Source organism: Telluria sp. ZB4P34, from assembly GCF_059686055.1.
Genome location: NZ_JCASIF010000004.1, coordinates 257,028 through 282,025 on the forward strand (window position 1 = coordinate 257,028; position 24,998 = coordinate 282,025).

Annotated in this window: 25 protein-coding genes; 13 read left to right on the plus strand and 12 right to left on the minus strand. The window is 67.7% G+C overall.

Annotation, left to right across the window (positions count from 1 at the left end; translation table 11 throughout):
• The first annotated feature begins 57 nt into the window (after positions 1-57).
• The 6 genes from hpnC to AC56KL_RS10175 all read left to right on the plus strand — a co-directional run bounded on the left by hpnC (position 58) and on the right by AC56KL_RS10175 (position 5,123).
• Complete coding sequence (gene hpnC, locus AC56KL_RS10150; protein WP_497180027.1) at positions 58-867, plus strand: squalene synthase HpnC; 810 nt, start codon at positions 58-60, stop codon at positions 865-867.
• Between the two features lie 211 nt (positions 868-1,078).
• Positions 1,079-1,912, plus strand: coding sequence for a presqualene diphosphate synthase HpnD (gene hpnD, locus AC56KL_RS10155; RefSeq protein WP_497180028.1), 834 nt, complete (start codon positions 1,079-1,081; stop codon positions 1,910-1,912).
• A complete protein-coding gene (gene hpnE, locus AC56KL_RS10160; protein WP_497180029.1) occupies positions 1,899-3,314 on the plus strand; it encodes a hydroxysqualene dehydroxylase HpnE in 1,416 nt (471 codons plus the stop codon). The genes hpnD and hpnE overlap by 14 nt, the downstream gene beginning before the upstream one ends.
• Positions 3,315-3,347: 33 nt before the next feature.
• A complete protein-coding gene (locus AC56KL_RS10165) occupies positions 3,348-3,500 on the plus strand; it encodes a hypothetical protein (RefSeq protein ID WP_497180030.1) in 153 nt (50 codons plus the stop codon).
• Between the two features lie 19 nt (positions 3,501-3,519).
• The gene (locus AC56KL_RS10170) at positions 3,520-4,314 is read left to right on the plus strand and encodes a DUF1700 domain-containing protein (protein ID WP_497180031.1); all 795 of its coding nucleotides are present in this window, start codon (positions 3,520-3,522) and stop codon (positions 4,312-4,314) included.
• 2 nt (positions 4,315-4,316) lie between these two features.
• Entirely contained in the window at positions 4,317-5,123 is an 807-nt protein-coding gene (locus tag AC56KL_RS10175) for a head GIN domain-containing protein (protein ID WP_497180032.1), read from the plus strand.
• Here the strand turns inward: AC56KL_RS10175 and AC56KL_RS10180 are convergent.
• Entirely contained in the window at positions 5,107-6,363 is a 1,257-nt protein-coding gene (locus tag AC56KL_RS10180; RefSeq protein ID WP_497180147.1) for a TIGR03862 family flavoprotein, read from the minus strand. The two genes, AC56KL_RS10175 and AC56KL_RS10180, sit on opposite strands and share 17 nt — an antisense overlap.
• Positions 6,364-6,515: 152 nt before the next feature.
• On the opposite strand from AC56KL_RS10180, the gene AC56KL_RS10185 reads away from it, so the two are divergent.
• Genes AC56KL_RS10185 through AC56KL_RS10200 form a run of 4 tightly spaced genes read left to right on the plus strand, consistent with a single transcriptional unit; the run spans position 6,516 to position 8,334 of the window.
• Positions 6,516-6,902: a hypothetical protein gene (locus AC56KL_RS10185; protein WP_497180033.1), complete on the plus strand. Its 387-nt coding sequence runs from the start codon at positions 6,516-6,518 to the stop codon at positions 6,900-6,902.
• On the plus strand, positions 6,899-7,102 hold the full coding sequence (locus tag AC56KL_RS10190; protein ID WP_497180034.1) for a helix-turn-helix transcriptional regulator: 204 nt from the start codon (positions 6,899-6,901) through the stop codon (positions 7,100-7,102). Before AC56KL_RS10185 ends, AC56KL_RS10190 begins: the two co-directional genes overlap by 4 nt.
• Entirely contained in the window at positions 7,099-8,082 is a 984-nt protein-coding gene (locus AC56KL_RS10195; protein ID WP_497180035.1) for an alpha/beta fold hydrolase, read from the plus strand. Before AC56KL_RS10190 ends, AC56KL_RS10195 begins: the two co-directional genes overlap by 4 nt.
• 15 nt (positions 8,083-8,097) lie before the next feature.
• Positions 8,098-8,334, plus strand: a complete 237-nt coding sequence (locus AC56KL_RS10200; protein WP_497180036.1) for a hypothetical protein — start codon at positions 8,098-8,100, stop codon at positions 8,332-8,334.
• Positions 8,335-8,425: 91 nt separating this feature from the next.
• On the opposite strand, the gene AC56KL_RS10205 is transcribed toward AC56KL_RS10200, so the two are convergent.
• The gene (locus AC56KL_RS10205; protein WP_497180037.1) at positions 8,426-9,394 is read right to left on the minus strand and encodes an IS1595 family transposase; all 969 of its coding nucleotides are present in this window, start codon (positions 9,392-9,394) and stop codon (positions 8,426-8,428) included.
• Positions 9,395-9,651: 257 nt separating this feature from the next.
• On the opposite strand from AC56KL_RS10205, the gene dctP reads away from it, so the two are divergent.
• Positions 9,652-10,668 carry a TRAP transporter substrate-binding protein DctP gene (gene dctP, locus AC56KL_RS10210; protein ID WP_497180038.1) on the plus strand — a complete coding sequence of 339 codons (1,017 nt, stop codon included), beginning with the start codon at positions 9,652-9,654 and terminating at the stop codon, positions 10,666-10,668.
• Between the two features lie 51 nt (positions 10,669-10,719).
• On the opposite strand, the gene AC56KL_RS10215 is transcribed toward dctP, so the two are convergent.
• From AC56KL_RS10215 to AC56KL_RS10240, 6 genes are all read right to left on the minus strand, one after another.
• Positions 10,720-10,977, minus strand: a complete 258-nt coding sequence (locus AC56KL_RS10215; protein WP_497180039.1) for a MoaD/ThiS family protein — start codon at positions 10,975-10,977, stop codon at positions 10,720-10,722.
• A 20-nt stretch (positions 10,978-10,997) separates the two neighbouring features.
• Positions 10,998-12,218: a molybdopterin molybdotransferase MoeA gene (locus AC56KL_RS10220; RefSeq protein ID WP_497180040.1), complete on the minus strand. Its 1,221-nt coding sequence runs from the start codon at positions 12,216-12,218 to the stop codon at positions 10,998-11,000.
• Between the two features lies 1 nt (position 12,219).
• Positions 12,220-13,695 (minus strand): threonine synthase, encoded by a 1,476-nt coding sequence (thrC, locus tag AC56KL_RS10225; protein ID WP_497180041.1) that lies wholly within the window; start codon positions 13,693-13,695, stop codon positions 12,220-12,222.
• Positions 13,696-13,830: 135 nt separating this feature from the next.
• Complete coding sequence (locus tag AC56KL_RS10230; protein ID WP_497180042.1) at positions 13,831-15,219, minus strand: L-serine ammonia-lyase; 1,389 nt, start codon at positions 15,217-15,219, stop codon at positions 13,831-13,833.
• A gap of 67 nt (positions 15,220-15,286) precedes the next feature.
• Complete coding sequence (locus AC56KL_RS10235; RefSeq protein ID WP_497180043.1) at positions 15,287-16,243, minus strand: NAD-dependent epimerase/dehydratase family protein; 957 nt, start codon at positions 16,241-16,243, stop codon at positions 15,287-15,289.
• Between the two features lie 37 nt (positions 16,244-16,280).
• Positions 16,281-17,489, minus strand: a complete 1,209-nt coding sequence (locus tag AC56KL_RS10240) for a glycine C-acetyltransferase (RefSeq protein ID WP_497180044.1) — start codon at positions 17,487-17,489, stop codon at positions 16,281-16,283.
• Between the two features lie 156 nt (positions 17,490-17,645).
• Between AC56KL_RS10240 and AC56KL_RS10245 the strand changes: the two genes are divergently transcribed.
• Positions 17,646-18,221, plus strand: coding sequence for a helix-turn-helix domain-containing protein (locus AC56KL_RS10245; RefSeq protein ID WP_497180045.1), 576 nt, complete (start codon positions 17,646-17,648; stop codon positions 18,219-18,221).
• A 208-nt stretch (positions 18,222-18,429) separates the two neighbouring features.
• Here the strand turns inward: AC56KL_RS10245 and AC56KL_RS10250 are convergent, their stop codons facing one another.
• From AC56KL_RS10250 to AC56KL_RS10265, 4 genes are all read right to left on the minus strand, one after another.
• Complete coding sequence (locus AC56KL_RS10250) at positions 18,430-20,604, minus strand: prolyl oligopeptidase family serine peptidase (protein WP_497180046.1); 2,175 nt, start codon at positions 20,602-20,604, stop codon at positions 18,430-18,432.
• 114 nt (positions 20,605-20,718) lie between these two features.
• Entirely contained in the window at positions 20,719-22,149 is a 1,431-nt protein-coding gene (locus AC56KL_RS10255) for a tetratricopeptide repeat protein (RefSeq protein ID WP_497180047.1), read from the minus strand.
• 192 nt (positions 22,150-22,341) lie between these two features.
• Positions 22,342-22,992, minus strand: a complete 651-nt coding sequence (locus AC56KL_RS10260; protein ID WP_497180048.1) for a 3'-5' exonuclease — start codon at positions 22,990-22,992, stop codon at positions 22,342-22,344.
• A 33-nt stretch (positions 22,993-23,025) separates the two neighbouring features.
• Positions 23,026-24,303, minus strand: a complete 1,278-nt coding sequence (locus tag AC56KL_RS10265; protein ID WP_497180049.1) for an Hsp70 family protein — start codon at positions 24,301-24,303, stop codon at positions 23,026-23,028.
• Between the two features lie 140 nt (positions 24,304-24,443).
• On the opposite strand from AC56KL_RS10265, the gene AC56KL_RS10270 reads away from it, so the two are divergent.
• Positions 24,444-24,947 carry a DUF2244 domain-containing protein gene (locus AC56KL_RS10270; protein ID WP_497180050.1) on the plus strand — a complete coding sequence of 168 codons (504 nt, stop codon included), beginning with the start codon at positions 24,444-24,446 and terminating at the stop codon, positions 24,945-24,947.
• The last annotated feature ends 51 nt before the right edge of the window (positions 24,948-24,998 follow it).

Consider the following 24,998-nt stretch of genomic DNA (forward strand, 5'->3'; position numbering starts at 1 on the left):
TGTAATTGAGCAATTATAATCAGGGAAACAGCCTAGATTTAGAGTCAACAGTCAACTATGCCCGTCGAGCATTACGAGAACTTTCCGGTAGCCTCCTTTCTGCTGCCGCGCCGCCTGGTCCCGGCCGTCGAAGCCATCTACGCCTTTGCGCGCAGCGCCGACGACATCGCCGACGAAGGCGATGCCGCCCCGCCCGAGCGCCTGGCGGAACTGGCGCGCTACGGGCGCGAGCTGGAGCTGATCGAGCGCGGCGGCGTTCCGGCCGACCCGCTGTTCGCGCGCCTGGCCGGCGTCGTCCAGGAGTTTCGGCTGCCGGTCGCGCCCATGCACGACCTGCTGTCGGCCTTTCGCCAGGACGTGTCGACCCACCGCTACGCCGATTACACCCTACTGCTCGACTATTGCAGGCGCTCGGCCAACCCGGTCGGGCGCCTGATGCTGGAACTGTACGACGCCGTGGACGAGCGCAACCTGCGCGATTCGGACGCGATCTGCACGTCGCTGCAGCTCATCAACTTCTGGCAGGACGTGGCGATCGACCTGGCCAAGGGCCGGATCTACCTGCCGCTGGAAGACCTGGAGCGCCACGGCGTGAGCGAAGCCGACCTGGCCGGCAGCCCGTCGAGTCCCAACTGGCGCACACTGATGCGCTTCGAGGTCGAGCGCGCGCGCGCCTTGATGCTCAGTGGCGCGCCGCTGGTGCGGCGCCTGCCGGGCCGGATCGGCTGGGAACTGCGCTTGATGGTACAGGGCGGCCTGCGCATCCTGGAAGCCATCGAGCGCGCCGACTACGACGTGTTCCGCCGCCGCCCGACCCTGGCGCCGGCCGACTGGATCGTGGTCGGATGGCGCGCGCTGCGCATGTGAGACCTACCCACGCTGCGTAATCCGTAGGGTGGTCGGCTATGCCGACAGCGCGTGCAACTGGCAGGTGAGCTGCGACGGTGCATGCCGGAGTCGAACGCGCGGTCGGCCAAGCCGACCACCCTACGACAGCAGGACTCCTCGCCTCCCTGCCCCCGCATCGGCTAAGATAGCGGATTCGCACCGCATAACAACAGCAAACAGCAATCAATACATGTCCCCCGACGAATACTGCCAGCAAAAGACGGTCCAGAGCGGCTCCAGCTTCTACTACAGCTTCCTGTTCCTGCCGCCCGAGCGGCGGCGCGCGATCACCGCCCTGTACGCCTTCTGCCGCGAGGTGGACGACACCGTTGACGAGACCTCGGACACTTCCGTGGCGCGCATCAAGCTGGCCTGGTGGCGCACCGAGGTGTCGACCATGTACAAGGGCGCGCCGACCCACCCGGTGACCCAGGCGCTGCAGCCGCATGTCGCCGCCTACAAGCTGGAAGAACAGCACCTGCAGGCGATCATCGACGGCATGGAGATGGACCTGGACCAGAGCCGCTACCTGGACTATGCCGGCCTGCAGAAATACTGCTGGCGGGTGGCCGGCGTGGTCGGCATCCTGTCGGCCAGCATTTTCGGCTATACGCGTCCGGAGACCCTGGCCTATGCCGAAAAGCTCGGCCTGGCCTTCCAGCTCACCAACATCATCCGCGACGTCGGCGACGATGCGCGCAAGGGCCGCATCTACATCCCGGTGAACGAGCTGCAGCAGTTCAACGTGACGGCAAGCGACATCCTCAACTTCCGCCACAGCGAGAAGTTCGAGGCACTGATGGCGTTCCAGAACGAGCGCGCCCAGCGCGCCTACGACGAGGCCCTCGGCCTGCTGCCGAAGGAAGACCGGCGCGCCCAGCGTCCCGGCCTGATGATGGCGGCCATCTACCGCACCCTGCTCGACGAAATCGCCCGCGACAAATTCCAGGTGCTGAACCAGCGCATCTCGCTCACGCCGCTGCGCAAGCTGTGGCTGGCCTGGAAGACCTATGTCCGCACCTAGCGGCGGCCTGAACGTCGCCGTGGTCGGCGGCGGCTGGGCCGGCTGCGCCGCCGCCGTGGAACTTGCCAGGGAAGGCGCCCGCGTCACACTGATGGAGGCCGCACGCAGCCTCGGCGGCCGTGCACGCGGCGTAGAAGTCCAGGGCCGGATGCTCGACAATGGCCAGCACATCCTGCTGGGCGCCTACCGGGAAACCCTGCGGCAGATGGCGTTGGTCGGCGTCGACCCGGAGCAGGCCCTGCTGCGCCTGCCGGTGCAGATGCGCTACCCGGATGCGCCTGCCGACGGCAGCGGCGGCATGGATTTCGTGGCTCCGCGCTGGCCGGCGCCGCTGCACCTGGCCGGCGCGCTGGTGCGCGCCAGGGGACTTGCGCGCGCGGACAAGCTGGCGCTGACCCGCTTCACCACCGCCGCGCGCTGGATGGGCTGGATCCTGTACCAGGACTGCACGGTGGACGAACTGCTCGAACGCTTCGACCAGACGCCGCGCCTGAAGCGCCTGCTCTGGCACCCGCTGTGCATCGCCGCCCTCAACACCCCACCCTCGCGCGCCTCGGCCAAGGTGTTCCTGGCCGTGCTGCGCGACAGCCTCGGTGCCAGCCGGCGCGCCGCCTCCGACATGCTGCTGCCCCGGGTCGACATGGGCGCCCTGTTCCCGCAGGCGGCCGGCCGTTTCCTCGAGCAGCACGGCGGGGCGGTGCGCACCGCGGCCAGGGTGTCCGCAGTCTCTCCCTGCGCGGATGGCTGGCAGCTCACCCTGGACGGACGCACGGAAGCCTTCGATGCGGTGGTGCTGGCCACGCCGGCCGCGCAGGCGGGCGCCCTGCTCGCCCCGCACGCGCCGGAACTGGCGCAGCAGCTCTCCGCCCTCACCTACGAGCCGATCGCCACCTGCTACCTGCAATACGAGCCGTCCGTGCGGCTCGCCCTGCCCTTCTACGCCCTGCTGGACGAACCGGCCCGGGGCCGCTGGGGCCAGTTCGCCTTCGACCGCGGCCGGCTCGATGCGGCCCAGCCGGGTTTGCTGGCCGTGGTGGTCAGCGCCGCCGGCGACGCTGCAGGGCTCGACCAGGACGCGCTGGCGCAATCCATCGCGGCCCAGCTGGCGCAGGACCTGCGGCGCCCGGAGCTGGCCGCGCCCCATTGGTCGCGCGTGATCACCGAGAAACGCGCCACCTTCTCCTGCATCCCGGATTTGCTGCGGCCAGGCAATGAAACAGGGCTGCAGGACCTGGTGCTGGCCGGCGACTACACCGCCAGCGACTATCCGGCCACGCTGGAGACGGCCGTGCGTAGCGGTGTTTCCGCTGCGATGCTTATCCGTGCCTACAGCACCCTGCCCCGCGAAAAGCGCAGCCTGTCGCACGGCGATGGCCCGGGGGCGCCGGCCTCCGTAAGCTAGCATCATCGAAACACGTCTAGCGGAAACGCCACTATGAACAAGTTCCAACTCGGATTGCGTACCCTTGCCCTGCTGGCCCTGGTGGCCGCGAGCACGGCCGTGCTGGTGCAGCCCGAACTCATCGGCGGCTCGTCGCCCCTTACCGCGCTGGCGATCGGTTCGATCCCGGTCGTCGGCCACCCCTGAACGAAGGATCCATCAGCTCATGGGCAAACTGGAATATCTCGACGCGCTCAAGCGGGCCATGGCGGGCCTGCCGCCGGAGACGCAGGCCAGGACCCTGGCCTGGTACGAGCAGCGCTTCGTCGACGGCGTGGCGCTCGGCCGCAGCGAGGAAAGCATCGCCGACGAACTGGGCGACCCGCGCAAGGTGGCCGTCACGCTGCGCGCCAGCGCCCACATGGAGGCCTTCAAGGAAAAGAAGACCCCGGCCAACGCGCTGCGCATGGTGGTGGCCGGCGCCGGACTGCTGGTGTTCAACCTGTTCATGGCGATCCCGGCCGCCGTGTATGCCTCGCTGCTGGTCGCGATCTACGGCGCGGCGCTGGGCTTCTACGTGTCGGGCATCGCGATCACTGCCAGCGGCCTGGCCGGCGCCAATGAACTGGTGCTGAACAATCCGCTGCACCGTATCGAAGTCATGGAAAACGGCGGGCGCCGCGAAACCCGGGTCGACAAGCGCACCCGCGTCTCGATCGGCGAGCACGGCATCCACGTGTATGACGACGAGGCGCCCGGGCCGGACGCTTCCGAAGCCGGGCCCGACGAGGAAGGCAAGTCGGCCGCCGTCGTGCGCCGCGCCGAGGAGGTGGCCGGCAGCGGCATCCAGATCAGCACCGACATGGATGGCGATTCGCGCACCACCCAGACTTTCCTGGGCCTGGCGATGGTGCTGGGCGGGATCCTGCTGTTCCTGCTGTCGCTGGTCATCACCAAGTACACGTTCATCGGCCTGAGGCGCTATATCAGGATGAACCTGTCGCTCTTGAAAGGGGCCTGAGCATGCGCGGATTGCTCAAAGTCGGATTCAGCCTGCTGATGCTGGCCTTCGTGCTGATCGGCCTGAGTTACGGCATGCTGCGCGCCAATGGCGTGGCGACGGCCGCCGAAGGGCGCCAGGTGACGAGCGAGACCCGCCCGATCCAGGCCGGTGTCAAGGCCGTGGACCTGGAAGGCCCGATCGACCTGCGGGTGCGCTACGGCGCCACGCCGTCGCTGCAGGTGCGCGGCGAATCGCGCCTGCTCGCCAACGTCGACGTGAGCCAGGACGGCGAGGTCCTGCACATCGGCATTCGCGGCATGGTGCTGCGCCACCGCCATCCGATCGAGGTCGACCTGGTGCTCCCGGCCCTGGACAGCGTCACGATCAACGGGCGCGGCGACAGCAGCATCAACGGTTTCTCGGGCGAGCGCATCGAAGTGCGCATGGAAGGTTCGGGCAGCCTGCGCTTCAACGGGCGCTTCCGCCAGGTGGACGCGGCCCTGAGCGGCAGCGGTGAACTCGACCTCAACCCGGGCGGCGAGATCGAACGCTGCGACGCGGCGCTGACCGGCTCGGGCGACCTGACCATCGTCGGCGGCGCCCGGGAGCTGCATGCCAGCGCCAGCGGCTCCGGGCGGCTCGATGCGCAGCACCTGCGGGCCGAGACGGTGCAGGTGAGCCAGTCCGGTTCCGGCAAGAGCACGGTGCATGCAAGCCGGCGCGTCGACGCCTCGATCTCGGGCAGCGGCAACATCGAGGTAGTTGGCAACCCGGCCGAGCGCAGCGTGAGCCGCACCGGCAGCGGCGCGGTTACGTTCTCGGACTAGACCGCGCGAGCCAGTCCAGCGCGTCGCGGCCCGCGGCGCGGCCGCTGCCGAAGCAGGCGGTGAGCAGGTAGCCGCCGGTCGGCGCTTCCCAATCGACCATTTCCCCCGCCACGAACACCCCGGGCAGTGCGCGCAGCATCGCGCTGCCCGGCGCCAGGGCCTCGAAGCGCACCCCGCCGGCGCTGCTGATCGCCTCGATGATCGGGCGCGTGCGCCGCAGCACGACGGGCAGCGCCTTGAGCGCCGCCGCCAACCGGTCCGGGTCGGCATGGACCTCCTTCGACAGGCATTCGTGCAGCAGGCCCGCCTTGACGCCCTTGATTCCCAGCCGGCCCTGCAGGTGGCTCGACATCGAACGCGAGCCGCGCGGTCGCGCCACCTCCTGCGAAACGCGCGCCGCGTCCAGGTCCGGCAGCAGGTCGAGCCAGATGGTGGCGCTGCCATCTGCGAGCAGCTGGTCGCGCACGGGCGCGGACAGCGCATACACCAGGCTGCCCTCGATGCCGGTCGCGGTGACGACGAACTGGCCCTGGCGCCTGTGCATGGCGCCATCGCTGCCGCGCCAGCCGATCGCCACGGTGGTAAGCGGCGCGCCCGCATACTTCTCACTGAAAAACGGGCTCCAGTCGACGTCGAAGCCGCAGTTCGCGGGCTTGAGCGGCGCCACCTCGACCCCGCGCCCGGCCAGCAGCGCCGCCCAGGCGCCGTCCGAGCCGAGCCGCGGCCAGCTGGCGCCGCCCAGGGCCAGCACGGTGGCCTGCGCGCCAGCCAGCACCTCGCCCTCCGGCGTCGCGAAGCGCAAGCGGCCGTCCTGCCAGCCGGTCCAGCGGTGCCGCATGTGGAAGCGCACGCCCGCGTCGCGCAGGCGGTGCAGCCAGGCGCGCAGCAGCGGGGCGGCCTTCATGTCGGCCGGGAACACCCGGCCCGAGCTGCCCACGAAGCTGTCGATGCCGAGTCCGTGGATCCAGGCGCGCACCTCCTGCGGACCGAAGCCGGCCAGCCAGGGCGCCACCTGTTCCCTGCGGCTGCCGTAGCGGCCCGCGAAGTCGTCGATCGGCTCGGAATGGGTGATGTTCATGCCGCCCTTCCCGGCCAGCAGGAACTTGCGCGCCACCGAGGGCATGGCATCGTAGACGTACACCTCGGCCCCGCCCGCGGCGAGGGTTTCGGCCGCCATCAGGCCGGCGGGGCCGCCGCCGATCACGGCGACGCGGTGTGGGTTGCTGGACGGGACGGTCATCGGGAGTTCTGGCACGCTGCGGACGGGAGGAGCGAGATTGTAGTCGAGATTGTCCCCCTGTTGGCGAGCGCCGGTCGACATGTAAAGGAAGCTTGACATCACCTCCCGTCTCGCCTACGATGTAAAGCATACTTTACTTTACGGAGGGTGTCATGCACGAAAAACGGGTCGGCAGGAAGTACCTTCGCGAGCTGATGGCCTCGCTGGCGCTGTACGCTGTGCTGCTGATCGCCGCCATCCGCTGGGGCCGGCCGATGGACGACGGCCTGGCGCGCACCCTGGTGCTGCTGTCGCCCATGATCGGCTTTTTCGCGGCCCTGTGGGTGATCGCGCGCCACGTCGGCCGCATCGACGAATACCTGCGCCTGCGCCTGCTGGAGAACGTCGCACTGGCCGCCGCCATCACGGCCGGCCTCACCTTCAGCTACGGTTTCCTCGAGACCGCCGGCTATCCGAAGCTGTCGATGTTCATCGTCTGGTGCGTGCTGTGCGGCGCCACCATCGTCGTGCAAGTGCTGCGCAAGCTGCTCGACCGATGAACAACCGCATCAAAGCCCTGCGCGCCGAGCGCGGATGGAGCCAGGCCGAGCTGGCCGACATGCTCGACGTGTCGCGCCAGAGCGTGAACGCGATCGAGACCGGCCGCTACGACCCGAGCCTGCCGCTGGCCTTCTCCATCGCCCGGCTGTTCGGGCTCCCCATCGAATCCATCTTCACCCCAGACCAGGAGTCAGCATGAAAGCATCCCCCTTGTTCGCCGCCCTGCTCGGTGTCGCCTGCGCCACCTTTGCCCCCACCTTCGCCGCGGCCTTCGAGGACGCGGTCACCACGGGCGCCGTCCAGACCTCGCAAGCGGCGGCGCCGCCCAACCGCTTCGCCGCCAGCGCGGCCCCGGCCGAGCGCTTCGAGATCAGGGGCATGCTGGTCGAGCGCCACGGCGGCGGCCCGCGCCCGCTGATCCTGGTGCCGGGCCTGGCGACAGGCGGCTGGGTATGGCAGCAGATGGTGCGCGATTTCGCGCCCCGCCACACGGTCTACGTCGTGACCATGCCCGGCTTCGACGGCCGTCCAGCGGTGCCGGGTGACCCGTTCGAGGCCGGTCGCGCGGCGCTGGCCGAACTGGTCGCGGCGCGCAAGCTGGTCAAGCCGGTCGTCATCGGCCACAGCCTGGGCGGCGCCCTGGCCATCGCGCTGGCGCAGGACCTGAAGGACCGGATCGGCGGCGTGGTCAGCATCGACGGCCTGCCGGTCATGCCGCGCACCGAGGACACGCCGCCCGAGGCACGCGCCGCGATGGCCGAGGCCATGCGCCAGCGGATGGCCGCCACGGACGCGCCGGCCTTCGCCGCCCAGCAGCGGCAATACATGCGCGGCATCGGCATGGTGGACATGGGCAAGGCGGACGACGCCGCACTGCTTACCGCGCGCAGCGACCCGACGGCGGTGGCGGCCTGGGTGGGCGCCGTGCTGGCGCGCGACCTGCGACCTGGCCTGTCCGGCATCCGCGCCCCGGTGCTGGTGCTCGCGCCCTACTACGCGCCCGACGCCATGTTCCAGAACAACGTGAGCGCGCAAGACAAGCTGGCGTATTATCGGGAGCTGATGGCCGGCACCCCGCGCCTGGAGGTCGAAGCCATCGACAAGGCGCGCCACTTCGCGATGATCGACCAGCCTGAAGCCGTGGCCGACGCCGTGCGCCGTTTCCTCACCCGCTTGTAAACTCGGGAGCCTGCAATGACAAAGCTGATCTATTGGACCGGACAGTACCTGCTGGCGGCGAGCTCGATGTTCGCCCTGCTGGTGTCCGTCGACGTGTTCCTGCGCGGCGAGGCCTTCGGCACCGGCTGGCGCGAATCGCTGGCCTGGTCGGTGGTGGCGGCCGCGATCTTCATCGGCTCGCGCTATTACCGCGCCGAGCGCGGCGCCCGATGCGCGATGTGCAGCCATCCAAACTCGACGCCGAAGCGCTGATTTTCCCCATCTTCCAGGTGCATCGAGGCGGTCCGGGGCCGGCGCCGTCATCCTGCCGCCTCGCCAGGTGTATGTATTGGCTCTGTTAGCGTTAACTATTGATGATCCCGATCGCAATACGCAGCAATTGCTTTGCGGTACTCACCCGGCTGCCATCGAGCGCGCGGCGCCAGCCCAGGTAGTTGGGCAAGTAACGCGAGGCCACGCCCCGAAACCGGCTCAGCCATTGCCGGAAGCGATGGTGATAGCTGTTCACGTTCTGTACGTGGATGGCAGCAGCAGCGCCCCGGCGCACCCGCACGCCGGCGCGCAGGTTGACGGCCTCATGCGCGATGCCATGCTTGCGGGCGAAGCTGCGGTACGCCGCATGCGCGTCGCTGACCAGGAGCACTTGCCGATCCAGCCTGGGCAGCAGGTGGCGTTCCAGCTGCAGCGCCGTCAGTGCGCCGCGGCCCGTTACAGCGTCGACGGTCTGTCCGCTACGGTCTCTTGCCACCAATATGCAGTCGAGCTCGCGTGAAATACCGCGCCTGCCCGCCTTGCCGCCGCGTTTGCGCGCTGGCCGGTCCAGCTTGCGCGAACCCTTCTGCGATTCCAGCAAGAACATTTCATCGGCCTCGACGATGCCGTTGAGCTGCCGGGGCTGGTCGTCCCGGGGCCGCTGCAGGAAGCGATGGCGCCAGCGAAAGGCGGTGTTGGGGTGCACGCCGACCTGGCGGGCGCTTGCCCGCACCGACTTCGATTCGAGCATGGCGCCCAGGTAATCCAGCCATTTATCGCGCAGCCGCAGCCGCGCCAGCGGTGTACCGCTCAGGTCGTTGAACGTGCGGCCGCAGGCGCGGCAGCGGTAGCGCTGCAGGCCGTTGGCCTGGCCATGCCGGTGGTATCGGTCACAGGCGCAACTTGGACAGCGCCGGGCGGTGGCGCCGATCTCGGTGATGAGCGAGATCACCTGATCGAGCCTGGCGGCCGGTTGCAGGGCCGCGAGCGTCTTGAGGCGCTGGGGGACATTCAGCGCAGGGAGTTTGGCAAACCACTTCGTGAACTGAGGCGATCGCATGCTCGTTTCCCGTCTTTCGTGACTGGGGTTCGACAGCGGATTGGCTCAGCAGTTCACTTCTCGTCCATACATAAAGTTGACAGCGCCTATGTATTTGCAATATCTATAAGATTCCGCTTGACAATAGATATGGCAGGAATATTCTTGTACCCGCTATCGGGAACGATGGCTGCCCGCTCGACGAGGCGGCCACGATTCCCATGGCGTCCGTTTCAACATCTTGGAGGATGTGTATGTCGGTAATGAACAGGGCAGCGATGTCCCGTAGAACAATGCTGGGCGCGATCGCGTCCAGTCCACTCTGGATGCAGTCCGCATGGGCGCAGCCGAACAATCTAAAGATTTCCCATCAGTTCCCAAGCGGCAGCATTGCCGAAGGCGATTTCCGTGACCGCTTGTGCCGCATGTTCGCGGCCGACGTCGAACGGCGCACCCGCGGCGGCCTCAAGTTCTCGATCTATCCTGCCTCGCGCCTGATGGCCCCGAACGCCCAGTTCGCCGGACTGCGCAGCGGCGCGCTGGACATGGCCCTGGTGCCGCTGTCCTATGCCGGCGCCGAAGCGCCGGAAGCGAACATCGGCCTGATGCCCGGCCTGGTCACCTCCTACGAGCAGGGCTATGGGTGGAAGAATGCGCCGGTGGGACGCGAGTTGACCCGCATCCTGAACGAACAGGGGATGGTGATCGTGAGCTGGATCTGGCAGGCCGGCGGAGTCGCCTCGCGCGGCAAGCCGATCCTGCATCCCGAGGACGTGGCGGGAATGAAGGTGCGCGGCGGCTCGCATGAAATGGACCGCCTCCTGACGGATGCCGGCGCCACGGTGGTCAGCATGCCGTCCAACGAGATCCAGGCCGCGATGCGCGCCGGGACGCTCGACGCCGCGCTGACTTCGTCGACTTCCCTGATTTCCTTCCGCCTGCAGGAATCGGCGCGCGCCCTCACCACGGCGCGCGGCGGCGCCTACTGGTTCATGTTCGAGCCCCTGATGATGTCGCGCACCGTGTTCGACCGCCTCAGCAAGCCGCAGCAGGCCGCCGTGATGGCGGTCGGCGCAAGCCTGGAAAGCTTCGCGCTGAAGGCCGCGCGCACCGACGACGCCAGGGTGGCCGCCCTGTACCGCTCATCGGGCGCGAACGTGGTGGACATGAATGCGGAAGCGCTGCGCAAGTGGCAGGCGGTGGCGCGTACCAACGCCTGGCGCGAATTCGGCGAACGCAACGCCAATTGCGCGAAGCTGCTGGAACTGGCCGAGCAGTCGATCGCGATGACCTGATCGAATGGCTACGCTCATGCGGGCCGGCTGCCCGCATGAGCGCCGGACGTATCAGCCGCCCGTCACCGGTGGAAAGAAAGCCACTTCGGCGCCGTCGGCGACCGGGGTTTGCGGGCCGCACATCACCTGGCCGCAGGCCATGCGCACCGGGCGCTCCAGGCCCAGGGCCTCGGCCCAGGCGCCGCCACGCGCCACCAGCGCCGCACGCACGTCGCCCACGGTCGCGGCGTCCTGCGCCAGCTCGATGCTGTCCTGTCCCATGCCCACCGCTTCGCGCACCGAAGCGAAATACCGCAATATGATTTTCACTCTGCTGTTCCTTCTGTCGTTCAATGCTGCAGTTCGGCGAAGGGAATGAAGCGCACCAGGTCGCCCTGGGCGATCGGCTGGCCAGGCGGATTGTCCACCAGCCCGTCTCCCCACACGGTCGAGGTCAGCACGCCGGACCCCTGGTTCGGGAACAGGTCGAGCCCGCCCGCCGCATTCACCCGCACGCGCAGGAACTCGTTGCGGCGGTCAGCCTTCGGCAAGGTGAAGTCGGCGCGCATCGCATAGCCGCGCGGCTCCACCGGCCCGCTCACGCCTTGCAGGCGCAGCAGGAAGGGCCGCACGAACAGCAGGAAGGTAATGAAGCTGGATACCGGATTGCCGGGCAGGCCGATGAAGTACGCTGCGCCGCCCTCGCGCCGCACCTCGCCGAACGCCAGGGGCTTGCCCGGCTTGACCGCGATCTGCCACATGCCAAGCCGCCCCTCGTGTTCCACCGCCGGCTTGACGTGGTCTTCCTCGCCCACCGACACGCCGCCCGAGGTGATGATCAGGTCATGGTCACGGGCTGCCTCGCGCAGGGTCGCGCGGGTGGCGTCCAGCGAATCCGGCACGATGCCGAAGTCGCTGATCGCGCAGCCGAAGTTTTCCAGCAGGCCGCGCAAGGTGAAGCGGTTCGAATTGTAGATGGCGCCGGGCCCCAGCGGCTCGCCCGGCATGGCCAGCTCGTCGCCGGTAAAGAAGACGGCGACCCGTACCCGGCGCAGCACCGACAATTCGGCCAGACCGACCGATGCGGCCAGGCCCAGTTCCTGGCTGCGCAGGCGCGTGCCCGCGGGCAGGATCACGGCGCCGGCGGCGACGTCCTCGCCGGTGCGGCGGATCCATTCGCCGGCGCGCGGCGCATGGCGCACGGTGACGCTGTCGCCCACCGCTTCGCACTGCTCCTGCATCACGACCGCGTCGGCGCCGGGCGGAATCAGGGCGCCGGTGAAGATGCGGGCCGCGGTGCCCGGCTCGAGCGGCGCTCCGACGCTGCCGGCGGGGATGCGCTGGCTTACCGCCAGGGTCGCGCTGCCGCTCGCGCAATCGAGCGCGCGCACGGCGTAGCCGTCCATCTGCGTATTATCGGCCGAGGGCACGTCGATGCTGGCGTGCTGGTCTTCGGCCAGCACGCGGCCGTTCGCGCCCAGGGTCGGCACGGTCTCGGTTCCCGAGACCGGACGCGCGGCGTCGAGCAGGGAGGAAAGCGCCTCGCGCACGGACAGCATGGGCGGCTTCATCCTACAGCCCCGTGTGCTGGGCGATGGTGGCCTTCATGGCGTCCACGTCCGGGCGCATGACGACGAAGCGCTGCGGCAGCGCTTCGATATCCTCGAAACCGGCAGGCCGCTCGGCGTCCGTGCCCAGTGCTTCCAGGATGGTTTCGTTGAACTTGGCCGCCAGCGCCGTTTCCAGCACGATCATGGGAACACCGGGCTGCAGGTGTTCGCGCGCTACCTTGATGCCGTCCGCCGTATGGGTGTCGATGGTGATGCCGTAGTCGTCCGCCACGTCGCGGATCGTCGCCAGCCGGTCATGGTGGGTCGACTTGCCGGATGCGAAGCCGTACTGTCCCACCAGTTTCCATTCGTCGCCGTCGCTGCCCGGTGCGCCGGACAGGTCGAAGCCGCCGTGGGTATCGACCTTGCGGAACAGCGCATGGGTGCGCTCGGCATCACGGCCCACGAGTTCGTAGACGAAGCGCTCGAAGTTCGAGGCCTTCGAGATGTCCATCGACGGGCTGCTGGTGTGATAGGTCTCGGAAGGCTTGCGCACGCGGTAGCGTCCGCTGCGGAAGAACTCGTCGAGCACGTCGTTCTCGTTAGTGGCGGCGACCAGCCTGTCGATCGGCAGGCCCATCATGCGGGCGATATGGCCGGCGCAGATGTTGCCGAAGTTCCCGGACGGGACGGTGAACGAGACCTTCTGGTCGTTCGCCGTGGTGGCCGCGAGGTAGCCGCGGAAGTAGTACACGACCTGGGCCACCACGCGCGCCCAGTTGATCGAGTTGACCGTGCCGATCTTGTGGCGCGCCTTGAAGGACAGGTCGTTCGACACGGCCTTGACCATGTCCTGGCAGTCGTCGAACACGCCCTCCACCGCGATGTTGAAGATGTTCGGGTCCTGCAGGCTGAACATCTGCGCGGTCTGGAAGGCGCTCATCTTGCCGTGCGGGGACAGCATGAACACGCGCACGCCGCGCTTGCCGCGCATCGCGTATTCCGCAGCGCTGCCGGTGTCGCCCGAGGTGGCCCCGAAGATGTTCAGTTCGTCGTTGTTCCTGGCCAGCGCATACTCGAACAGGTTGCCCAGCAGTTGCATCGCCATGTCCTTGAAGGCCAGGGTCGGGCCGTTCGACAGGGCCTGCAGCACCAGCTTGCCGCCAGGGCCGTCTTCCAGCACCCGCAGCGGCGTGATGTCGGCGCTCGACTCGCCGGCGCGCGCGTTGCGGTACACCTCCGCCGTGTAGGTCTTCGCGCACAGCGCGCGCAGGTCGTGTTCGGGAATATCGGTGGCAAACTTGCGCAGGATTTCGTAGGCCAGGTCGGCATACGACAGCTTGCGCCAGGCGTCGAGTTCCTCGCCCGTGACCTGCGGGTAGTCGGCCGGCAGGTACAGGCCGCCGTCCGGGGCCAGGCCCGCTAGCAGGATGTCGGAAAAACGCTGGGGATTGCGTGCTGCGGACGCGCTGGTCGCGCGGGTGGAGACGTAATGCATACGGTAGGAGATCCGGTTGGGGCCAAAGTTGAACTTTTATTATAGCGCCCGGAACGGTCGTATGCTGTGGTGCAAAAAATTTGGTGACCTGCGAAAAGAAATTGGGTCCCGGCGCAGGCCGGGACCCAAGTCTACTTAGCAAGCCGCGTGGTTGACCGTCACCACGTGCACCGCCAAGCCACCCAGCGACGTCTCCTTGTACTTCACCTGCATGTCGGCCCCCGTCTGGCGCATGGTCTCGATCACGTTGTCCAGGCTGACGAAGTGGGTGCCGTCGCCCTTGATGGCCAGCGATGCCGCCGTAATCGCCTTGATCGCGCCCATGCCGTTGCGTTCGATGCAGGGAATCTGCACCAGGCCGCCGATCGGGTCGCAGGTCATGCCCAGGTGGTGCTCGATGCCGATTTCGGCCGCATTCTCGATGCGCTCGTTGGAGCCGCCGAGCGCCGCCACCAGTCCGGCCGCCGCCATGGCGCAGGCCACACCCACTTCGCCCTGGCAGCCGACTTCGGCGCCCGAGATCGAGGCGTTCTTCTTGCACAGCATGCCGATCGCGGCGGAGCTGAGCAGGAAGTCGCGGATGCCCCTGGCCGGGTCGCTCGGGCAGCAGTCTTCGGCGTAGTAGCGCAGCACCGCCGGGATGATGCCGGCCGCGCCGTTGGTCGGCGCCGTGACGACACGGCCCCCGGCCGCGTTTTCTTCGTTCACGGCCATCGCGTACAGGGTCACGTGGTGGGTCGCGTCGTGCGGCAACTCGTTGACGCGCTTGCCCTCGGTGCAGTGCGCCTGCTTCCACAGCTTGGCCGCCCGCCGCTTGACGTTCAGCCCGCCCGGCAGCTGGCCCTCGGTGACGAGGCCGTGGGCGATGCAGTCGCGCATGGTTTCCCAGATGCGGTCCAGGCCGGCGTCGAGCTCGGCCTCGCTCATGCGCGCCAGTTCGTTCGCACGCAGCATGTGCGGGATCGACAGGCCGTGCTCGGCGCCCTGCGCCAGCAGTTCGCCCATGGTACTGAAGGGGAAAGGCACCGCCGACGCACCGGCGTCGAGCGCGCGGTTCTGGCTTTCGCCGGCCGCGGTGATGAAGCCGCCGCCCACCGAGTAGTAGATGCGCTCGATGTGGCTGCCGTCGGCGAGCCTGAGGATGAACTTCATGCCGTTCGGGTGCTCGGGCAGGGTCGACTGCTTGTGCCACACGAGTCCGGTCCGGTACTGGAACGGCACTTCCTTGTCGCCCAGCAGCCTGAGCTTGCCGTCCATCTCGGCTTCGGCCAGCTTGTCCTCGACGCTGTCCGGATCCACGCCCTGGGGCGTCTCGCCCATCAGGCCGAGGATCACAGCCTTGTCGGTCGCGTGGCCGACACCCGTCAGCGCCAGCGAACCGTACAGGTGCGCCTCGACGCCGACCGCGTTACTGAGCGAACCGCACTCCAGCAGAAAGCGGCGCGCCGCCACCATCGGGCCCACCGTATGGGAGCTCGACGGTCCGATACCGATCTTGAACAGATCAAACACACTCATGTCCATCGTTGTCTCGATTTTTCAGTTTTTTATTATTGTGTTGATTGGAAACGCAGGGGATCTGCTGATGCGCTTATGCGGTCACGCCGACGTCGACGTTCTTCAGCATGTCGGCCACCATCTCTTCCACACCGATGCGCGCCTTCCAGCCCCAGTCGCTCGTCGCGCGGCTGTCGTCCAGGCTCTTCGGCCAGGAATCCGCGATCTGCTGGCGGCTGTCCGGCTTGTAGGCCATCTCGAACTCCGGCAGCGCCGCCTGGATGGCGGCGGCCAGCTCGCGCGGGTTGAAGGACACGCCGGCCACGTTGTACGAGGAACGGATGGCGACCTTGTCCGCGGGTGCCTCCATCAGTTCGATGGTAGCGCGGATCGCGTCCGGCATGTAGATCATCGGCAGCGTGGTTTCCGGGCCGAGGAAGCACTCGTAGGTCTCGCCCTTGAGGGCGGCATGGAAGATGGCGATCGCGTAGTCGGTGGTGCCGCCGCCCGGGGGCGACTTGAAGCTGATGATGCCCGGATAGCGGATCGAGCGCACGTCCACGCCGTACCTGGCGTGGTAATACTCGCACAGGCGCTCGCCGGCCAGCTTGCTGATGCCGTAGATCGAGGTCGGGTCCATCACCGCGTACTGGGGGGTGTTCTCGGCCGGGGTATTGGGGCCGAAGGCGGCGATCGACGAAGGCCAGAACACCTTCAGCGGCCTGCCTGCCTCGCCTCGCTCGCGCGCGACTTCCAGGATGTTCAGCAGGCCGTCCATGTTCAGCGTCCAGGCCTTGAGCGGCGCCTTTTCGCCGGTGGCCGACAGCAGCGCGGCCAGCTGGTAGACCTGCGTGATGCCTTCGCCGTCGATCAGCCGGGCCAGGCGGTCCTTGTCCAGCACGTCGAGCTGGGTGTAGCGCGCCGCGCCATAGACGTTGTCGACGCCGATGTCCGAGGCGATCACGTTACCCGCGCCGTGCTGCCCGGCCAGGGCGGTGACCAGTTCGCTGCCGATCTGGCCGTTGGCGCCGATGATGAGGATGCGTTCCATGTGTGTTCCGTTCGTATTCTTGATGTTGTTGTGACGATTACTGGGCGTACTTCAGGATGCCCAGCTCGCGCCCGGCCTGCTCGAAGGCCTTCAGGACGGTGTCGAGCTGCTCGCGGGTGTGCGCCGCCGACAGCTGCACGCGCACGCGCGCCTGGCCCATCGGCACCACCGGGTAGAAGAAGCCCGACAGCAGCACGCCCAGTTCGAACATGCGGGCGGCAAATTTCTGGGCGACCGGCGCCTCGAACAGCATGACCGGCACCACCGGATGCGTGCCCGGTTTGATGGTGAAGCCGATCCGTTCGATCTCCTTGCGGAAGTATGCGGTGTTCTCGTGCAGGCGGTCGCGCAGTTCGGTCGAGGTCGAGATGCGGTCCAGCACCGAGATCGAGGCGCCGGCGATCATCGGGGCCAGGGTGTTCGAGAACAGGTAGGGGCGCGATTTCTGGCGCAGGGTTTCGATGACTTCCTTGCGGCCCGAGGTGAAGCCGCCCATCGCGCCGCCCAGGGCCTTGCCCAGGGTGCCGGTGATGATGTCGATCTTGCCGATGACGCCGCAGTGCTCGTGGGTGCCGCGGCCAGTCTTGCCCATGAAGCCGGACGCGTGCGACTCGTCGATCATGGTCAGGGCGCCGTACTTCTCGGCCAGCGCGACGATCCTGTCCAGCTGGGCGATGGTGCCGTCCATCGAGAACACGCCGTCGGTGACGATGATCTTGTGGCGCTTGCCCGCTTCCGTGGCGGCCTGCAGCTGCTTTTCCAGGTCGGCCATGTCGTTGTTGGCATAGCGGTAGCGCGCCGCCTTGCACAGGCGCACGCCATCGATGATCGAGGCGTGGTTCAGGGCATCCGAGATGATGGCGTCGTTCTCGTCGAACAGCGGCTCGAACACGCCGCCGTTGGCATCAAAAGCTGCCGCGTACAGGATGGTGTCTTCGGTGCCGAGGAATTCGGACAGCTTGCGCTCCAGTTCCTTGTGCACGGTCTGGGTGCCGCAGATGAAGCGCACCGAGGACAGGCCGTAGCCGTATTTTTCCAGCGCGGCGGCGGCGGCCTTCGCGGTCTCTTCGTCGCCGGACAGGCCCAGGTAGTTGTTGGCGCACATATTGATGAGCGTGCGGCCATCCTGGGATACCACCTCCGCCCCCTGGCGCGAGGCGATCACGCGCTCCGGCTTGAACAGGCCGTCGCTGCGCAGCGTCTCGAGTTTCGATTGCAGGCCGCTATAGAATGCTTGATCGCTCATGGTGTTCCCACTCCAGGTTGTTCCGGCTTGACCGGCAGTTGGCGAATGTCGTATCGTTGGACTCGTTCGATTCGCAGAACCGAGTTCTGTATGTCGAACAAAAATTCAATATATTGAATCTTACCCCCAGCTAATGAACTTGGCAAGCCGAAGGCAATGACAAAGACTCTAACAAATAATGCCCCGCCAGAAGTTGGCGCCACGCTACAGCGCCTGCGCCTGGCGCGCGGCCTGACCCTGGAAGACCTGTCGCGCATCGCGGGGGTGTCCAAGTCGATGCTGTCGCAGATCGAGCGCGAAAAGGCCAATCCGACCATCGCCATTACCTGGCGCCTGGCCAATGCCCTGGGGGTGGAGATCGGCGAACTGCTGTCGTCCGAAGTGCGCGCGGTGGACCTGATCCGCGTGGTGGACGCCCACGAGACCCCTACCCTGCCCGGCGCCCACGCCGGCTATTCGCTGCGCATCCTGGGGCCGATGGACCTGGCGGGCAAGTACGAATGGTACGAGCTGACCCTGGCGCCCGGCGGCGCCATGGCCTCGCAGGCGCACGATCCGGGCACCAAGGAGCACCTGACCGTGATTACCGGGACCATCGAGCTGGAGGTGGGGGCGGAGAAGAAGAAGATCAAGCATGGGGGGACGGCGCGCTATCCGGCGGATCATGACCATGTGATTCGCAATGCGGGCAAGACGGAGGCGAAAGCGCTCCTGGTTGTCGTGCAGCGGTAGGGCGGTCCGGGGCGCGTAGCCGGCTTCGCCGACCGCGCGTTCAAACCAGGCTTGAATAGCAGGCGCGCGCCATATCACCCGACAGCCGAACGCGCGGTCGGCAGAGCGTGGTCCAGTCCACTGGACTGGACCACCCCTACGAAAAACAACGGCCACTCGCTTTGAGTGGCCGTTTTCACATCATGCTGTCAGCTCAGTTGCTGCGAGCTTACTTGCTGCCGCCAACTGCCGCCGGAGCGCCCTCGCCCATCTTCAGCTCGCGCGCCAGGAAACCCCAGCGGTCCGCCACTTCCTCGATCTGCTTGGTGGTCGGCTTGCCCGCGCCATGCCCCGCCTTGGTCTCGATGCGGATCAGGATCGGCGCCGCGCCGGCCTGGGCGGCCTGGGCGGCCGCGGCGTACTTGAAGCTGTGCGCCGGCACCACGCGGTCGTCGTGGTCGGCCGTGGTCACCATGGTGGCCGGGTAGCAGCCGCCGGCTTTCAGGTTATGCAGCGGCGAGTACTTGACCAGTGCCTTGAACTCGTCCGGGTTCTCCGACGAGCCGTAGTCCGAGGTCCAGGCCCAGCCGATGGTGAACTTGTGGAAGCGCAGCATGTCCATCACGCCCACGGCCGGGATCGCGGCGCCGAACAGGTCCGGACGCTGGGTCATGGCCGCGCCCACCAGCAGGCCGCCGTTCGAGCCGCCGCCGATGGCGAGCTTGGCGGGCGAGGTCACCTTGTTGGCGACCAGCCATTCGGCCGCGCCGATGAAGTCGTCGAACACGTTCTGCTTCTGCAGCTTGGTGCCGGCCTGGTGCCAGGCTTCGCCGTATTCACCGCCGCCGCGCAGGTTGGCCACCACGTAGACGCCGCCCATCTCCATCCAGGCCAGGTTGGCCGGCGAGAAGCCCGGGGTCATCGAGATGTTGAAGCCGCCGTAGCCGTACAGGTAGGTCGGGTTCTGGCCGTCCAGCTTCAGGCCCTTCTTCGACACGATGAACATCGGGACCTTGGTCCCGTCCTTGCTGGTGAAGAACTGCTGGCGGGTTTCATAGTCGGCCGGATTGAAGTCGACCTTCGGCTGGCGGAACACGGTGCTCTGGCCGGTCTTCAGGTTCAGGCGGTAGATCGTGGTCGGCGTGGTGAAGCCGGCGAAGGAGTAGAAGGTCTCGGTTTCATTGCGCTTGCCCGACAGGCCGCCCACGGTGCCGATGCCCGGCAGCTTGATCTCGCGCACCGGCTTGCCCTTGAGGTCGTGCACGCGCACGACGCTGCGCGCATCCTTCAGGTACTCGAGCACGAGCTGGTTGTTGATGATGTCGGCGCCGGCCAGGGTATCGCGGCTCTCGGCGACGATCTCCTTCCAGTTCGATTCCGCCGGATTGTTCACGTCGATCGCGACGATGCGCTTGCGCGGGGCCTTGCGGTCGGTGCTGAAGTAGAACACGCTGCCGACGTTGTCGATGAAATCGTAACCCGCGTCGAAGTTGTCGATCAGGTCGACCACTTTCGAGTCCGGCTTGCTCAGGTCCTTGTACGATATCCGGTATTTCGGCGCGGTGCCCTTGGTGGTGACGATGATCAGGTAACGGCCGTCGTCCGTGGTCTGGCCGCCGAAGCCCCATTCCTTCTGGTCCGGGCGGTCGTAGACAAGGGTGTCCGCGCTTTGCGGCGTGCCGATGCGGTGGAAATACAGCTTCTGGAAGTAGTTGACGTCGGCCAGCTTGGTGGCTTCCTTCGGTTCGTCGTAGCGGCTGTAGAAGAAGCCCTTGCCGTCCTTGGTCCAGGCGGTGCTCGAGAACTTGACCCACTTGACGTGGTCTTCCAGGTCCTTGCCGGTGTCGATGTCGCGCACGCGGATCTCGTTCCAGTCCGAACCCGAGGCGGCGGTGCTGTAGGCGGCCAGCTTGCCGTCCGGGCTCACGGCCAGGCCGGCCAGGGCGACGGTGCCGTCGGCCGACATGGTATTCGGGTCGAGCAGCACGCGCGGGCTGTCCGCGAGGCTCTTCTGGGTGTACAGGACCGACTGGTTCTGCAGGCCGTCGTTGCGGGAGTAGAAATAACGGCCGCCTTCCTTGCCCGGCACGCTGTAGCGCTCGTAGTTCCACAATGTCGTCAGGCGCTCGCGGATCGCCGCACGCTGCGGGATCTGCGCCAGGTAGGCCTGGGTCAGCTTGTTCTGCGCGGTCACCCATTCCTTGGTTTCAGCGCTGTTCGCGTCTTCGAGCCAGCGGTAGGGGTCCGCCACCGTGGTGCCGTGGTAGTTGTCGGTATGGTCGACCTTCTTCGAGACCGGGTAGGTCAGGGAGGGTCCATTCGCGGGGCAGCTTTGTGCCAGCGCCGTATTGGCGCCGAAGGCCGCGGCCAGCAGTGCGACGAGCGTTGCGTGTCTCAGGGTCATGTCGTTGTCATCCGAGTTAATCGTGGGGTCGGCTTGCGCCGACGGCCATCATAACGCGAATTGCCGGGCTCGGATATGCACTGCCGGCCTGTCAATACCGGGGGTCGGGCGCCCTCAGGAGGCCTTGCGAGGGGGCGCGCCGCGCCGCGCGGCGCGTACGCGGGTGGCCAGGGCCCCCGCCCATGGCCCGCCGTTCGCCACAGGCCGCCCGACGACGGCCCCGTGTGCGCGGCGCTCTTCCGCGGCACCGCCACGAAGGCCTTCCTGCCCGCTGCGGCGGCCCGCTTGCCCGCCACTGGCGGCCAAGAGCATCCACATATACGCGCGCAGCGGGTCGCGTTCGGCGCCGCGGCCGCTGTTGACCATGCCGCCCAGGTTGTACTGGGCCAGCGCATGGCCCTGCTCGGCCGCCTGGCGGTACCAGTAGGTGGCGAGGGTATCGTCGTGCGGCACGCCCTCGCCATTGGCATACAGGACGCCGAGGTTGTTCTGGGCGCTGGGGTCGCCCTGGCGCGCCGCGCGCCGGTACCATTCGGCGGCGCGGGCCTCGTCGCGCGGCACGCCGTCGCCCTTGGCATACATGACGCCGAGGCTGAACTGGGCATTGGCCGCACCCTGCTCGGCGGCGCGCAGGGTGCATTCGAGCGCGCGCGCCGGGTCGCGCCGGGCGCCGCGGCCGGCGCCGTACATGACCCCGGCGCAGTAGTGCGCCTGCACGTGGCCGCATGCCGCGGCGCGCAGGAAGCACTCGAGCGCGCGCTCGTCGTCGCCGGAACCGTGGCCGGCCGCCAGCAGCGTGCCGAGCGCATACAGGGCTTCGGCATCGTGCTGGGCGCCGGCGCGCTCGAGCCAGGCGATGGCGCGCCCCGGATCGGTGCGCACGCCCAGCCCGCTGGCGTAGGCCAGGCCGAGGAAGCGCTGCGCGGCCGCGATGCCCTGGGCCGCCGCCTCGCGGAACCAGCACACGGCCTGGGATTCGTCGGCCTCGACGCCGTCGCCGCGCCGGTACATCAGCGCGAGGTGCAGCTGGGCCGGGCCATGGCCCTGGCGCGCGGCCTTGCGGAACCAGGCCATGGCGAGCGGGTGGCTGACCGGCGCGCCCAGGCCCTGCAGGTAGCATTCGCCGAGCAGGGTCTGGGCGCTGGCCAGCCCCTGCTCGGCCGCGCGGTAGAACCAGCCGAAGGCGACTTCGTCGGACCGGGGCACGCCGCGCCCCTTGCGGTAGAGCTGGCCGAGGTTCTGCTGGGCGGCGGGATCGCCCTGGGCGGCGGCGCGGCCGAACCAGCGCGCCGCCAGTTCGTCGCTGCGGGGAGCGCCGCGTCCGTTGCAGTACATGGCGCCGAGGTGGTTCTGGGCCGCCGCCAGCCCCTTGCGGGCGGCGCGCTGCATCCATTCGAAGGCGCGCACGTCGTCGCGCTCGACGGCCTCGCCGTGCTTGTACAGGAGGCCGAGGTTGAACTGGGCATAGGGATCGCCGCGCTCGGCAGCGGGCAGGAACCACTGGAAGACTTCGACCCCGTCACGGGCAGCATTCTGGCGATTCATCCCACCCCCTTTGAAGCCTTCGGCAAGCGTCGACAAGGCGGGACGCAGGATCGTCCGCCCTTGTTAAAATTTTAAGGAGTGCGACCCGCGCATGGTTTGCGTCCGCACAATCGTCGGGACACCGTGCGCATACGAAGTCGTGATATGGGGGTGCGCCAGGGGGTACGGGGACCGGGCCGGCGCCCCGGCGGCTCAGCCGGCCGTGCGGCGCTCGCGCTCGAGCAGCGCGTACTTGTCAAGGAAGACCGTCACCTTGGCCGCGGCCAGCTTGTTGACCGACACCAGCAGGTCCGGCGCCACCTGCTGCAGGCCATGGGTGCTGCCAAGGTGGCGCGCCGCGTGCAGCAGCACTTCGGCCGCGACTTCGGCGTCGGCCTCGGCACGGTGGGCGGCGCCGCGGAAAGCGATGCCGAGCCGGCTGGAGAGGTTGCCGAGCTTGTAGCTGGGCAGGCCCGGGAACAGGCGGCGCGACAGCTTGAGCGAGCACACCAGGCCGCAGTGCGCGGTCGGGCGGCCGATGCGCCAGCCTTCGGCCTTCAGGAACTTCTCGTCGAAGCTCGCATTGTGGGCCGACAGCGTGTCGGTGCCGATGAAGTCGAGCAATTCGGCCACCACCTTCTGGCTCGGCGGCGCGCTGTCGACCATGTCCTGGGTGATGCCCGTCAGCTGCGTGATGAAGGACGGGATGCGCACCCCGCAGTTCACCAGCGACACGTAGCGCTCGCGGATCTCGCCGCCGACGATGCGCAGCGCCGCCACTTCGGTGATGCGGTCGCCCATCTCGGGCGACAGGCCGGTGGTCTCGAAGTCGAGCATCACGATCGGGCGTTCATACACACTCATGCTGGTTTCCTTGTCTTGTGCCGTCTTGAGGAATCATCCGAACTTGCGCAGCGCGTCGAGCGCCAGCCCGGCGCCGATGCTGCCGAACAGGTCGCCCTCGACCTTGCGGGCCTGCGGCACCAGCGCCGCGATGCGCTCGCGCAGCAGCGACACGCCGCTCGATCCGCCCGTGAAGAAGACCGTATCCACCGCGTCCGGTTCCACCCCCGCGTCAAGAAACAGCTGCAGCACGGTGGCGCCTACGCTGTCCACCAGCTGGCCGATCGCGGCTTCGAAAGCGGCGCGCGTCACCGGCAGCGACTCGGCCGGGTCCAGCCGGTCGAGCTCCATGATCGCCGTAGGGCTGGCCGACAGGCCGATCTTGGCCGCCTCGACCTGCATCGCCAGCCAGTGCCCCGCCCGGTCGTCGATCAGGCGCTGCAGCCGCTGCAGCTTGTGCGGTTCGGCCGCGTCGCGCACCAGGTCGGCCAGCTGGGCGACGCTCTTGCGGGTATAGGCCTGGTTGATGGTATGCCAGGTGGCCAGGTTGAAGTAGTAGCTCGACGGGATGGCCGCGCCCGACAGCAGCGTGCTGCCGTAGCCGAGCAGCGGCATCACGCTGGCCAGGCTCAGGTACTTGTCGAAGTCGGTGCCGCCGATGTGCACGCCGCCGTTGGCGAGGATGTCGTCGCGCCGCTCGACCCGCTCCTTGCGCTGCGGGCCGAGGCGCACCAGCGAGAAGTCCGAAGTGCCGCCGCCGATGTCGGCGATCAGGACCAGTTCCTCGCGCTCGATGCGCGACTCGTAGTCGAAGGCGGCGGCGATCGGTTCGTACTGGAAGGAGATGTGCCGGAAGCCGCTCGATCTTGCCACTTCTTCCAGCGTGTCCTGGGCGCGGCGGTCGGCCTCGGGATCCTCGTCGATGAAGAACACCGGACGGCCGAACACGGCGCTGTCGAAGCCGCGCCCGGCCTGGCGTTCCGCACGACGCTTGACCTCGCCGATGAACTGGCCCAGCAGCGCCTTGAAAGGGAGCGCGCGGCCGGCGACTTCGGTCTGGCCCTCGATCAGGCTGGTGCCGAGCAGGCTTTTCAGGGAACGCATCAAGCGGCCCTCGTAGCCTTCCAGGTAGTCGGCCAGTGCCGCGCGACCATAGCTCACCTGCTCGTCGTCGGCATTGAAGAACACGACCGAGGGCAAAGTTGCCTTGCCGTCTTCCAGTGCGAGCAGGCTGGCGGCGCCGGACGGCTGGCCGGTTGCCGCCCTGCCGCCCGGGAGCCAGCCGACGGTGGAATTGGAGGTGCCGAAATCAAGGCCGCAAGCGAGCGCCATAGGAAGCTTATCGATGAAGGGGGCGGTATGGTAACAGATTACGAGCGGCATGAAACGCCCGGGTGCCGCCTTTTTCCCGCTTGTGGCAAACTGGTACACACCCGTATTGACAAGCTTATTGTCAACCTTATTGACACACGATGACCGAGACGATGGCGACCACCGCTGCCCCTGCGGCCGAGTGGCTGATGAAGCGCAACTGCTCGCTCACGCCACGCCAGGCACTGCTCGTGTACGCGCTGCTATGCGTCGGCACGCTGGGCATCGCGCTGGCGTTCACGCTGCGCGGGGCCTGGATGGTGCTCGCCTTCGCGCTGCTGGAAGCCACGGCGGTGGGCGCCGCCCTCCTGCACTACTGCCGCCATGCGCTCGACCACGAGCACGTTGTGCTGCGCGACGGCTGCCTGCTGGTCGAGCGGGCCGACGGAGCGCGCCGCACCGAGGTCCGCCTCGATCCGGCACATGCGCGCGTGAGCCTGCCCGGCAGCGGCATGCGCACCCTGGTGCTGGTGGAGGCGCGCGGCGTGCGGGTCGAGATCGGACGTTATCTGACACCTTCCGCCCGTCTCGAACTCATGCGCGCCCTGCGCAGCGCCCTGCGCGGCGCGTCCCTGCTCTATCCCGCCGGGCAGTCCTCCCTGTAAGCAACTTCTTACACAAGCACGGCAACTGTACCGATGTGGTGCACCGCTCCC